Raw genomic sequence first — 13,746 nt, 5'->3', positions numbered from 1 at the left:
TTATTTTTTGGTACCAAAGATATAGTAATCGCTTTCACAAAATGAGTCAATAGCTCTTGGGGAAATGGGTACACTAGCAAGCAAAATCTAATACACTTATTTCCAAAATAAAACTTATTAAATTAAGCTGAGCCACGAGCAAGTTAGCTAACTTAACAATTGAGAACTATTTTTCCAATTCTGACTATATCCAAATAAATTTTATTTGCTAAATCAGTATTTTTTGCCTAATCAATTGGTAATTCTTGACAAAGTAAAGTAAAATGTTATTTGATAAAAAAAGGAGTGTCTTAATGTCTCAACTTGAAAAACCCGTTGTAATCGGTATAACCGGTGGTTCAGGCAGCGGTAAAACGACTATTGCCAATAAAATTGTGGAACAAATGCAAGAAAATGAGCATGTCTTAATTATGACGCAAGATTCATACTATAAAGATAACACCGGGGTGCCAATGGATGTACGCTTAAATATTAACTACGATCATCCAGATGCTTTTGATGTTCCCCTTTTGACTAAGCATTTGCAAAGTTTATTACAACATAAACCGATTGAGATGCCAGTTTATAATTTTAAAGAGCACACTCGTAGCAGCGAAACAATTCATACTGAACCCGTTGATATTATTATACTTGAAGGAATTTTAGTTTTATCTAGTAAAAAAATTCGTGACTTAATGGATATTAAAGTTTACGTTGATACTGATGACGATATTCGTTTTATTCGCCGACTTGAACGAGACATTGAAGAACGTGGGCGCTCAATTAATTCAGTAATTGAACAGTACCTTGATACAGTTAAGCCAATGTATCATCAATTTATTGAACCCACTAAACGTTATGCTGATATCATTATTCCAGAAGGTGGCACTAATGATGTTGCGATTGATATGTTGACAACCAAAGTACATTCTGTTCTAAATAAAATATCAAATAAAAACTAAATGATCTAAAATAGTTAGATTATCTAACTATTTTAGATCATTTTTTATCAGCAATTTAATATTGCTAAATTTTATTATAAAAATAATCATATATTATTAACATTTTTGTTATTATCTATAAAATCCATTAATTTTTAATCCATATGCTTTTCCTGCAGTCATATCATATTGTATCAATTCATAATCTCTCAAAATAGATTGCTGTTTTTTATTCAAACTACTTATTTTTATACTTTTTCCTTTTTGATTTACCAATTGAAAACCTTTATTACCTAAATAATTAATAGTTATTGCCGGTAATTCCTGATAAACTTTAGTCAACAGTGCTTGATACGGTGTGACTTTTGAACTTGTCTGTTCAAGTATCATTGCAATAAAATCAGAAGGAGTAACAAATTTGCTACGAGATATCAATAACTTTTTTTTCACATTATGTTTACGTGCATATTTATTTGCAAATATAAAATAGCGTGTAGAATGCATTTGAATTGGATACCGTTTTATATATTTTTGTGGCAAAATACCTGGATAATGATCACCATAAAAAAGAATAGTAATAGGCTTTTTTATTTTATTAATTCTAACAATAAATTTTTTTAGGGCATAATCTGTATATTGAAGACCCTTAATATAAGTTTCCATTTTTAAACGAATATCTATATTATTAATTAATTTCCCAGACACTTTACCAATATATTCATTATTATCATACCAATTATTATATGCGGAGTGATTTTGAATTGAAATCAAATTAATAAATTGACCGCCTTGCTGTAGGAAAACTTGTCTTAAACCATTATCATAGGTTGTAAAATCAGAATTATACACATTTCTATCTAATTTCTTTTGATTAATGATTTTATACTTGGAACCAGTATACACAAATTTATCAAACCCAAATCTTCGATAATCTTCTACACGTGAATAATATGTGCCAACAAATGGATGAATGGTAGATTTATAAGAAAAATTCATTCCAATTGTTGGATAAAATTTATAGTTTGGAACTATTTGAACATATGGTGTCAGTCTAGATTTAAGTATACCAAGATTTAATCCTGTCAAAGTTTCCCATTCCATGTCAGCAGTGCCACCACCATATCCTGCACTTAACATTGTGCCATAGGTTGACTGTTTTTTTATTGACTGGATAAATTTAACCGGATTGGGAGTATTTTTATCAAACTTAATGGTTGGTATTAAATATGGATCAACAAAGCTTTCACTCAAATTAAAAATAATTGTTTGATTAGAAAAATTATTTTTTCTAGTTTGATTTATTTTTTTTGCTACATAATAATATTTTTTATTTAGGCGATTAACAGCAGTCCAAGAATAGTTAGAAGGCTTATCCATTATCTGAAGATCTATATAATTTAAAAAATTTAAAATTGGACCATTAGTTTGAACATCAATTTCAGGATTTCTAAAAGTGGGAATATTGTCAAAACTTTGATATAGCCAATGGGAAAGGCTGTTATCATGATTAGATTGTAGCGGTGTAATTAAAAGTAATAAACTTAACAAACTCCACAATAACTCACTTTTTATTGATTTTTTTTTAAAAATTGGATATCTAATTTCAAGGAAAATATCAATTATAATTATCAGTAAAAAAATAGCTATCAATATAATATTTTTTTAATTTCAATCATTGAAATTAATGTTTTCCAATTATTTATTTCACTAAAGTCTGAGGGATATATTGGTTCAGCACGTAAATTTAGCTTTATTTTATTTGCTATTGCCCATCCAATTGTCAAGATACTAACTAAAGTTATACTTGTCCAATAACGCCTAATTAAAAAATATATAATTGTAAAAAATGCCTCTAAAAAAATTGCTGTTAGTATAATAGTAAAAAATTTTTTACTTAATAAATAAATAATAGCATTTACATTTTGATCTGTTCCAATTTGAATTCTAAATTGATCTGACTCAATTAAAAAAGAGCAAAAACTTAAAAAATAAAACCAAATCAATGTTTGTAAATTAATTTTATTTAATGATAGCCATTTTAATAATCTTTTTTCTGAAATTTGAATAATTTCTATTAAACTATTCTGTTTGCACAAAAACGACTCGATCTGTGAAAATGGCCGTATCTTGAATAAATAATGATTGTAAAGCACTACCAACAACATTGACATTAATATCAAAATCGTTATTATAATTAATTTATTAATAATTACAGAAGAAGTTAGTGGCAATACTTTTATAAGTAATGGAGAAATAGGCGCAGCCGCTAAAACTATTATAGGAATAGTATAGTATACTATCTCATGAGTGCAATTAGAAATAATTTTTTTTAATATTAAAAAAAATACACTTGCCAGACAAAACATAAATGGTGAAGTCGGATTATTTAAGAATTGACTATTCCAATTGCCATAATGCCTTTTTAAAAACTGTGCCCAGTGAACTGCATCAAATCCTGGTACACCAAATAAAACAATAAAAAATGATATAAATCCTAGTAAAAGCAATAATTTTATAAAGTTAGAATTGATTTTTACATTTGACAAAAACATTCCCCATGCAAAAAATAGAATCAAATATATACCAAAAATCGAATATCTAAATTCTATTGTTCCTGCACTCAAGCCAAAACCCATAACTGTAAATAAACATAAGATAATTATATTTTGCTTATTTGATAATTTCTTTTGTAGATCATATAAGTATGGTTGTACTAGCAAACTAAAGAGTATTCCTGAAAAAAGTACTGATGTACTTGTAATAATTGGTAATATGCATTAAATACTTTCCATATTTTAAAATATGCTGGTGCACATAAGAAAAAGCAACAATAATATGCAATTAAAGTAATAGTACCAATTATCCAACAATGAAAAACTTCATTAGGATAGGTTCTAGTTTTATTGTATATTCCGCCAAATAGCATAGGTATAAAAATTAAAATAAAATTCTGAATAGTTTGTGGGAAAAATTGCATAAAGCCAAAATTACTTTTATTAGTTAAATTTGTAACAGCAAAGATTCGTAACAATATTACAATTGATATTAATAAGTATAAGATAATTTGTGTTATTTTAATAAATTTTCTATCTTTATTCATTTTTTGCTCTTTCTATTTTTCTCGATAATACAATCTGCGAAAAGTATATGTACACAATAAATTCAGCTATAGCCATTAAATACTTAAAGCTACTACCATAATTAATATTTAAAAGAAATTTCAAATAACCAACGAAACTTCCCAAAACTGATACTATCGCAATTGGCAATATTTTTTGATTATTAATGGATAATAATAGTAAAACTATGTCCACAAAATAAGCATATCGTTCATGCATTTCTGGTAAGAACATGATACATGTCCAATAAGACCATGTTGCAATCTCTAAAAACGCTACGCTAGTTAAGGTAAAATCTGTCAATTTATCAAAAAAAACATAATATCCAATTAATAAAATTATTATAGTTAGCAAAATTAACCAATTACGTAACATAACATAATTATTTAAACTGAGGCTTCTAGTTGCATCAAAAAAAAGCGTAGAAAAATTATACAAATTAAAAAAAAGACCTTTAAATTCCACTGTTTGGTTTTTATAGATTTCAAAAGGTGCTAACAAGCTTCGACCTGCTATAAAACCTGGAAGATTACAAAAGTAAATTGAAATTAATGATAATAAAAAATAACTAATACTAAAATCTTTTCTAATTAAATAAACTAAAATATAAAACGGTAATAATAGAATTGCCTGAAATTTGCATGCAATTGCTACTCCTATAAAAATAAAAGAAAACACATATTCTCTTTTATAAAGTAACCACAATGAAATTATTAAAAAACTCACATAAATTGAATATGATTGCGCCCACATTGATGAATTAAAAATTACAGTTGGCAAAATCATTACTAATATATAAGGTTTTGAAAAAGTAATTTCATTATTAATACTAGTTATTAATTTTGCGGAGAAAAATGCTAACACAAAATCAAAAAATACTGAAACAAATTTGTATAAGTATAAAGGATTTATATTTATGTACGTTAATACTGAAATAATGAACTGGTATAAGATACTATAGTCACCAATTTGTCGCTTAAGTGCCGTTATCTTTCCTAAATTGCTTATTTTTTCATACCAGGGCAACAAGTACATTGTATAATCTGCCGACTTAAAGTTAAATAATATTATCCTCATAACGAAAATCAAAGCCGTCATAATACAAACAAAAATAATATGTCTTTTTTTTAAAATGCTTTTAATTGTTTTTTTTTCAAAATCACTAATCATTCAAATACCCTAATTATTTTTATGATACAAATCTTGTTCAATTATAAATCGTGGGCGCCTTTTTACTTCATTAAAAATTTTACCTACATATTCACCAATTACACTAATACAAATTAATTGGACTCCACCCATTGCCAAAATTGAAATCATTAATGACGTCCAACCTGATTCAGTCTTACCCTTTGCGTTTTGAATTAACGTATAAAACAATAAAAACACAGCGATTAAAACAATTAATAGACCTAAACTCATAATTAACCTAATTGGTACAATTGAAAAAGATGTAATTCCATTTAAAGCTAAGGCTAACATTTTTTTAAGCGAATATTTAGACTTTCCTGCTATCCGCTCATGTCTTTTAAAGTAAACCCTTACCGAAGGTAAGCCAATCATTGGAATAAGACCACGTAAAAACAAATTCCGCTCCGGATAACTTAGTAAAAGTTTTATTGCTCGTTTACTCATTAAACGAAAATCTGCTGCATTAGGAATCATCTCTACACCAAGCTTACTCATTAATTTATAAAACCAGTTAGCTGTTGTTCTTTTAAAAACAGTGTCACAGTCACGCTTATCGCGTATTCCATAAACAATATCAGCTCCTTTATGATATTCTTCAACCATCTGAACAATAGCCCTTGGATCATCTTGCAAATCTGAATCAATCGAGACAATCATATCTGAATCACTAGCTGTTGATAATCCAGCTAAAAGAGCCTTTTGATGTCCAAAATTACGACTCAATTTAATTCCAGAAATATTTTTACAAGTACAGTAGCCTTTAATTAACTGCCATGTATGATCACAGCTACCATCGTCAACAAAAATTATTTGACTATCTGTCGAAATTTCCTTACATTCAATCAATTGTTCAAGTATTGCAATAAGTATTGGCTTTGATTTAGGCAATACTTCTTCCTCATTAAAACAAGGAACAATAATACTAAGTTTTTCTAATACCATTATTTTGTTCCTCCAGATACTTTATTCAAAACTAGTCCTGTACCCAATGATGAAGTAACCAATAAAACTGGTGTGAATTCAATTCGATAACGACCTTGTACTTCAATAATTAGCTGAATAATCACATAAAAAATAGTTACAACCAATAATAATGTTTCATCATAATTTTCTTTTTCTCGTATAGAAAAAACTGTGCCAACAAATAATAAAATCATTTCGATAGTATTAATAGAATATCCTATAAGCTTTAATACTTGATATATACGCGCGCTATAATTTTTTCTAAACAACGTATAATCAAAGCAATTTGATGGATATGACCACAATGTATTAAACTTATTTATAAATAACTTCAGCCACAAATGTTGGTGATTTAATTCGTGAATATTATGCTTTACAAATTTTTTTTCTTCTAATTGCATCATTTCACGACTATCAGTCTTTTTAAATTGCTTCGTTATATATAAACGATTAGTCCCACCAGATCTATAATTAAGCCCCGTAACAACTTTCCAGATACTATCTCGGTTCATTAGTCCATATTTATTTAACCCTACTTGTTGAACTACACAGTTAAAGCCTATAGTTAGAATCAAATAAGTGACTAAAAATGAAAGTAAACGAAATAAATTTTGTCGATATCTTTGAGGTATTGCAATTAAGCGATAAATTACAATAAAAACCACTATTCCACAAAAATATACAATACCTATAGGTCGCAAATAATTACCGATTGCTAAACTGATACCTGAACCTAGCCAGCTAAACTTTTTATCTGAAAAAATTAATATAAGCGATAACAAGAAGAAGACTAAGCTAATATATTGATTAGTAACACGATTGTTAAGAACAAACCACTCTAAATTAATACTTAAAAGAAAAACGCTCCAGCGACTAAGTATTACTTTATTGAAAAGTTTCAGCGTTAAATAATACACAAGCAATAAAATAACAGCTTGAAATAAAATATTTAATAATTGTATAACTCTTAGATTTGTACCAAATAATTTAATTACCAGCATAATATAAGTTAAAAATCCAGTTTGATACGGCCATCTAGCAAAATAATCATTATCCATTTGGTAGATATGTTTACCGTTTATACTATCACTCGCAGTCTGCCAAAATGTATTATAATCACTTACTTGTTGAACAGGAGTAATAAATATCCATATTAAACAAATAGCAATAAAAAAAATAATTAATCCAACCAAAACATATAAATTATAGTTATATTGATCTGGAATTTTAGCCAACAAGTAACAAATGCTCAACAATGCAAAAAATCCTGAAACCAACAAAATAATTGATATACTAAACATTAAATTTCCTTGCTTTTTTATTTCACAATAATAATTAAAAGTACCCAATCCAATTAGAACTGCAAAAATTAAAAAGCAAATTTTTAAAAATTTGCTAATCACTAATGGGACTTTTTTATCCACTTTATACTCCTTTAAAGTTTTTATTTAGCTTTTTCTAAAAATAAAAATTTTACTAAAAACATAATTAATAATAATCACAACTAAATTATCGATTAACTTTATTAAAAAAGCATTACTATGTAAGCAATCAATTCCAATTTTTAATATTGCAAAATCTATAAGTAAACTTAAACTACGATAAAAGAAAAAAATAAACAGTTCATGTAAATATTGTGTAGATGATGTAGTTTTAGTCCTAAATACATATGATTTATTTGTAACAAATGCAAAAACTACCGAAATAACCCATGCAACAATAGTTGCTACTTGATAACTTGTTATATGCATAAAAATATACAGATAGTTAAAAACGGCCAAGTTGATTAGTGTTGTTAATCCACCAAAAATTAAATACGACCACAATTGCCAATATTTTTTAATTAATGTAATTATTTTCATTTTTAATAAAAATTACTCAGTTTAACATAACAAATATCTGCTTTATTAAAGAATTGATTTGTAAATAACTACAGATATATTAAGCTTTATATATTTTTTGTTTACTATAATTCCCCAAAAATAAAATCTGATTTTTACATTCTCTAATTATTAAGCGAAATTTATTATAAAAAAACAAAATATACTACTATAAAAACATATTATTTACAAAAAAAGAGAAATTTTTCAAACTATTTCTCTTTGACAAATATTAAAAGTTACAAATTACAACTCCTCATCATTTTCTAATCGTTCTCTCGTATCAGAAGGCAATTCTTTAATTGCAACTTGATTAACACCACTAAAAATACCCTTACATGAGTAATAATCATCAAACTTACGTAGATTTAAATCATTTAAATTCCTATCATTGCTAAACATGTAATCTGCCGAAATATTTGCCATATTCCATGTACTTAAATCTAAGCTCTCTAATTTATAATCATTGGCAAACATATACGATAAATCGGATATATCAGTAGTATCAACATTGCTTAACCCTGTAATTTGTTCAAGATTTTCCAAGTTTGCAAACATTGCTTCACAATTACTTGGTAGGGAAACCAAATTATCAATACTTATTTTCTTTATATCAGATGGTTTAACACCTGATCTTTGCTGATAAATAAATGATGCTATACTATCATCGCTTCCACGCAGTTTATTTCCATCATCACCAGAAGAAATATGCAAAGTCCCTGTTAATGTATCAAAAGTCATAGGACAATTGCCATATTTACCAATATTAATTATCCCCTGAGAATCAGAAATTGAATCTTCATTATTTTTTGTTACTTTTTTATCATTAGCATTGTCATTAATAATTTTGAGTGTTGTGCCCATTGATGGATATTTTGATGATTCTTTAAATGCATGACCAGATATTCTAATGTTAGCCGCCTCAACATATCTACCCTTACCAATAAAATAATACTTATTTTTCTTGATATAAATAGTCCGATATATTTTTACTATTTTTCCTTTTTTCAAACGTTTTTGATAAATCTCATGTCCATTACGATTATAAATTTTACATTTTTTTATAATTCTTGCAGTTTTAACATAGCTAGCTACAACTGTTTTTAAGTTGGAACAAGAACTTATTAAAAAAATATTATTCGAGATAAACAATAAACTTAATAATAAACTTAATATAAGTTTGCTAAACTTTATACTATTTTTTTTAAATAAAAACATTATATTTTCCCCATATTAGTTAATTTCTATTAAATCAAATAATTAATAATCTTCATTCTCATCATAATCTTCATCCTCATCATAATTTTCAGAATTAGAATCATTAAGAGAAGGATCACTATATTGATTATTAATATATTTTATTTTTTTGGGATCAGTTTTATCAGTAATTTGTCCATAGTACCCATCATCTTCAGTATATTTGTAATACTTTTTACTAGGCTTATAAAAATCATAATTTTTATATCCTTTTGCTTTTATCCAAACCCCCGCATCAGCAGACAAATAAGTAGCTGGCTTCAATTTCTTGATATCCTTTTCTTTAAGATAAAAGATATTTTCATATCCACTTGTTCCGTAAATAAAACTACCATATGCACGACGATATTTTTGACCTTTTATTTTTATGATTTCTTTCGATACTAAAAAATCTTCATAGTGAATCCCACACATTTTTACTGTAGGCTTTTTTATTTTTTTACCAGTTTTGGTATAAAAAGAAGGTATTTTGTGATGCTTTCTAACTTCATATCCCCGCTTAGGGAGAATAAAATTGTCAGCACGAATCAAGTATTGGTCAGTATCATCTAAATTATGACTAATCAAATATCCTTTACCATCAATATTACAAGCTCCAATAATTCTCCATTCATCAACAGATATGGGAGTCATCTGCTTATTTTTTGTAGGTGTTTCTACTAAATTACCTTTAACATATTTCCCTGTTCCATTATCGCTGAAGTAGTAAATTCCATCTTTATTGATATCTTTATACCAAGCATACATTCTGATTGGCTTATCCAAATAGTGAAAGCCTGTTTTCTTAGCCAATGTAACCATTTCTTTATAGTCATTCATAGTGGCATATTTTTCACGATTTCCTTTTAAGTTATTTGCTTCAACTCCTGTTAAATGCTGCTCATCCTTAGTATATTCTGCGAAAACATATTGAGAGTTTGTTACACATAAGCCAGTAGCGACTAATAATGAAAGTGTAAAAAGTTTAGCAAAATATTGAATATTCCTTCTCATATTTTCTCCTTCTATTAAATATATAAAATAATTAATCACCATATTGTTATTTATGTAATACATAAACTTTTATAAGCAAACTTAAACTGCTGAAATTTATAATTCCCATATAATTAGTGATTATGGGGATTTTAGCTTATATAAATCCAATAATAACATTTGTATTTTTTAACAATCTATAGATATAAATACATCTTTTATTATAAAACGTACTTATATTTCTTTGAACACTATACAAAAAAACCTAAAAAAAGTATTATAAAATACTTTTTCTATATGCGTACAACTATATAACGATACTATTATGTTTTAACAAATTTTATTGTTGTATATAGTATTTCAATAATTACACTATTTATTTTATCCATTTTAATCATGCTATTTTAAAGTTAATTTATAAATTATTATTCTAATTATTTTCTTTGAACATCATCTCTAGGATTCAATAATATTGCCTATAAAAATGAGTTGTGAAAATTACATAATTTTCACAACTCATTATCAATTTAAAATTTAGAGTTTCATTAATTATTCTAAATAAGTACCTTGCATTTTTTCCTTAAAATCAGCTGGCAACTTCAAACCATTTACCAAGTAATTATCAAAATCCCCATAATTCTGCTTAATTGTTTTAAAATAGCATTCTAAATACGAAGGCTGTACAGTTAGTGCTACCTTTACACTTTCAAGTTGAACTGCATCTAATTTTCCTTTTAAAAGCTTTAAAATTTCGTTATTAGCTTTGCTTCTTGCTTCAATTGTCTTTAAATAATCAGTAAAAATATCATGATTACCAACACCCAAACACTTTAAAATTAACGCTGCTGCAACACCAGTACGATCTTTTCCTGCAAAGCAATGGAATGCTGTTGGTACGGGATTGGCAACTAGAGTCAGCAAAAATTGTTGATATCCCTCACGCGCAGAATTTGTTAAGGCTAGTTGCTTGTATGTAATTAGCATATTACCTGCAACATCCCCATTAGCAGAAATAATTTCATCAAGACTAGCTTGGTTAGTAGCAGCAGCTTTTAGAACATCTATCGTAATATAAGTTAATCCATTCCAAATATAATTTGGATATTCTTTTCGTTCATCAGCACCACGAAAATCTATTAATTGCTTAATTTGATATTTATTTCGGACGGCCTCCTTTTGCTCTAAAGATAAATCAAATAACTGTCCACACCGAAAAAGCATATTTTCTTTTACTTTTTTCCCATTTGCACCGACATAACCGCCTAATGAGCGCCAGTTCGTAATATCTTTTACCATAATTGTCCTTATCTATATCCAAATTATTCTTTTTATCAAAAAATTTACTCGAGCTAGAGCCAAATTTCAACCAAAACAAAAATAGCTGCTAACTGTTTTATCTGCTATCAACCTTTGGACAGGATAAGTTGCAACTACTTTACTCTAATTAACTTATTTTTGGCTTTACAGCACGTTCAAACATATTAATAATTAATTTAACTAAAATACCATCAAAAACAACAGCTGAAATCAAGTTAGTAATAAACATTGTTATTTGTAATACAAGACTAAATTTTGCCCAACCATAAAGCACATATGACAAAATAAAGCAGCCCAAGCCAGCAAAAATTGCTCCTGTTATCACACTTGCCCAAGAAAATTTCTGATAGCGTTCTTTTTTAGGGAAGAAGCCAATTTCATTTAATGCTCCCTGTAGAATACCAGATATAATAGTCGTTGCTCCCCATTGTCCCCCAATCGCCATTTCAACAACTGCCGCTAATAATTCACCAATAGTACCAGACCCAGCAGTTGGCACAAAATATATTGCTAAAGGCGCAGCCATGAGCCACAAACCTGTAAAAACTGTATCAACTACCGGTGCAAAGCCTGTTGGAATCAAGGCCATTTTAATTAAATTATAGGCCCAATTGAAGCCATAAGTGTAAATCACACCCATAATTATTCCGATTAAAGCAACTAAAATAATTGATTTAACATTCCACTTTGATGATCTTGTAAACATAAAAATACTCCTAAATAACTATTAAGTCATTAGGAGTACCTAGTAAATTACTCTATTACACTTCCCTAGCGCAGGAATTATCCCGTTCAGGTTCAGAGGGTATTTCTCAGCTATATGCACCCCTAGTGACTTCTTTTGTATTATAGCATAATCGTGTAGCCTTGGCTTACACGATTTTATTTTATTAAGTATTTAAAAATTACTAAAACTAGCAAGCTTTTCCTCAGTCATGTCACGAATAATTGCCACTGCTAAATCAACTGCAGCCTTAAAATCATGGTATGCACTAAAGCAATATGGTGAATGTTCATATCGTACAGGTATACCAATCACAATAGTAGGTGCACCATTTTCATAGTAAATAGCGGCTCCATCTTGTCCCCCACCAGTACGAACTGAGCGCGTATAAGGAATATGATTTTTATCAGCTACATCGCAGGCATACTGTTGGAATTTAGGATTAGGTAAGAATGAGGTATCCATATCACGTAGCATCGGTCCTCTTTTAAGACCAGTTTGAGATAACCAGTCAGGGGTAAAAGTATCATCAGCTGGACATGATTCTAGTACAATCGCCAAATCGGGTTTAACTTCTCTAGCTGTTACATACGCACCTCGTAACCCAACCTCTTCTTGACTTGAAAGAGCAGCAACGATATTAAAGTTTGTTTGTTCATCTTTTAATTCCTCAAGAACATCCGCCATTGCAGCTGCACCAAAGCGATCATCAAAATCTTTACCAAAAAATAAACCTGTCTTATCATTATATTCGCATTTTACATCAACAAAAATTGGACAGCCAGTGTCAATTTTGTAATCATTAATGGTTTCTTCGCGTGAGCTTGAACCAACATCAATCGACATGTCAGCAACATCTGGAACATTGTTACGCTCTGCTTCAGTCATAAAATGAGGCGGTTTAGTTGCCACTACTCCTGGAATATACTCACCATCACGATTTCTAATTTTGACACGTAAAGCTGGAATATTGTATTTAACCCAGCCACCAAGTGGAACAAATTTGATTAAACCATTAGGTCTTACAGCCTGTGTAATAAAGCCAACAGCATCTGAATGGGCATCAAGCTGGATTATTGGACGATGAGCTTTATTTTGCTTTTTAGCTGCATAAACATTCAGCATACCATCAATTTTAATATCAGCGTAATTCTTCACAGTTTCTGTAAACAATTTAACAAATTCTTCTTCAAAGCCAGAGGTTGCGTTTGCATCTGCAAAAGCTTTAAGCATTTTAATTTCTTCTTCTTTTTTCATTTTTTAGCCTTTCATTTTTTACTATTATTCTTAATTGTAGCAAAATTTATATTAAGAAAACTACAATTTAAATTAAACTTCATTTTTAAATAAAAACCTTGTATAGACAAAAAAAATTAAAACTATCTACTATTTCATCTAGAAAA

10 protein-coding genes, 1 pseudogene and 1 riboswitch are annotated in these 13,746 nt (G+C 28.3%); of the genes and pseudogenes, 1 reads left to right on the top strand and 10 read right to left on the bottom strand.

Features of this window, described 5'->3' with window-relative positions:
- The first annotated feature begins 263 nt into the window (after window positions 1-263).
- Complete coding sequence (gene udk, locus F5ESL0233_RS01795; protein ID WP_370448334.1) at window positions 264-941, top strand: uridine kinase; 678 nt, start codon at window positions 264-266, stop codon at window positions 939-941.
- Window positions 942-1,052: 111 nt separating this feature from the next.
- On the opposite strand, the pseudogene F5ESL0233_RS01790 reads toward udk, so the two are convergent.
- The 10 genes and pseudogenes from F5ESL0233_RS01790 to F5ESL0233_RS01745 form a co-directional block, all read right to left on the bottom strand.
- A pseudogene (locus F5ESL0233_RS01790) lies at window positions 1,053-4,020 on the bottom strand (LTA synthase family protein).
- Window positions 4,013-5,209, bottom strand: coding sequence for a hypothetical protein (locus tag F5ESL0233_RS01785; protein WP_122058427.1), 1,197 nt, complete (start codon window positions 5,207-5,209; stop codon window positions 4,013-4,015). Before F5ESL0233_RS01785 ends, F5ESL0233_RS01790 begins: the two are co-directional and overlap by 8 nt.
- A gap of 9 nt (window positions 5,210-5,218) precedes the next feature.
- Window positions 5,219-6,172 carry a glycosyltransferase family 2 protein gene (locus tag F5ESL0233_RS01780; protein WP_122058425.1) on the bottom strand — a complete coding sequence of 318 codons (954 nt, stop codon included), beginning with the start codon at window positions 6,170-6,172 and terminating at the stop codon, window positions 5,219-5,221.
- Complete coding sequence (locus tag F5ESL0233_RS01775) at window positions 6,172-7,617, bottom strand: glycosyltransferase family 39 protein (protein WP_122058424.1); 1,446 nt, start codon at window positions 7,615-7,617, stop codon at window positions 6,172-6,174. Before F5ESL0233_RS01775 ends, F5ESL0233_RS01780 begins: the two co-directional genes overlap by 1 nt.
- A 24-nt stretch (window positions 7,618-7,641) precedes the next feature.
- The gene (locus tag F5ESL0233_RS01770; RefSeq protein WP_122058422.1) at window positions 7,642-8,055 is read right to left on the bottom strand and encodes a GtrA family protein; all 414 of its coding nucleotides are present in this window, start codon (window positions 8,053-8,055) and stop codon (window positions 7,642-7,644) included.
- Window positions 8,056-8,319: 264 nt separating this feature from the next.
- Window positions 8,320-9,291 (bottom strand): BspA family leucine-rich repeat surface protein, encoded by a 972-nt coding sequence (locus F5ESL0233_RS01765; protein WP_122058420.1) that lies wholly within the window; start codon window positions 9,289-9,291, stop codon window positions 8,320-8,322.
- A gap of 42 nt (window positions 9,292-9,333) precedes the next feature.
- Window positions 9,334-10,323, bottom strand: a complete 990-nt coding sequence (locus F5ESL0233_RS01760; RefSeq protein WP_122058418.1) for a hypothetical protein — start codon at window positions 10,321-10,323, stop codon at window positions 9,334-9,336.
- Window positions 10,324-10,851: 528 nt separating this feature from the next.
- Window positions 10,852-11,598 carry a tyrosine-protein phosphatase gene (locus F5ESL0233_RS01755; protein ID WP_233554948.1) on the bottom strand — a complete coding sequence of 249 codons (747 nt, stop codon included), beginning with the start codon at window positions 11,596-11,598 and terminating at the stop codon, window positions 10,852-10,854.
- A 148-nt stretch (window positions 11,599-11,746) separates the two neighbouring features.
- On the bottom strand, window positions 11,747-12,325 hold the full coding sequence (locus tag F5ESL0233_RS01750; RefSeq protein WP_118906717.1) for an ECF transporter S component: 579 nt from the start codon (window positions 12,323-12,325) through the stop codon (window positions 11,747-11,749).
- 45 nt (window positions 12,326-12,370) lie between these two features.
- Window positions 12,371-12,459: riboswitch (TPP riboswitch) on the bottom strand.
- Between the two features lie 58 nt (window positions 12,460-12,517).
- The gene (locus F5ESL0233_RS01745; protein ID WP_090093403.1) at window positions 12,518-13,600 is read right to left on the bottom strand and encodes a M42 family metallopeptidase; all 1,083 of its coding nucleotides are present in this window, start codon (window positions 13,598-13,600) and stop codon (window positions 12,518-12,520) included.
- Window positions 13,601-13,746: the final 146 nt, after the last annotated feature.

The organism is Lactobacillus sp. ESL0233 (genome assembly GCF_003692995.1).
Lineage (GTDB): Bacteria > Bacillota > Bacilli > Lactobacillales > Lactobacillaceae > Lactobacillus > Lactobacillus bombicola.
Note: the sequence above shows the minus strand (reverse complement) of the source record. Positions and strands in the feature narration are given on the sequence as shown.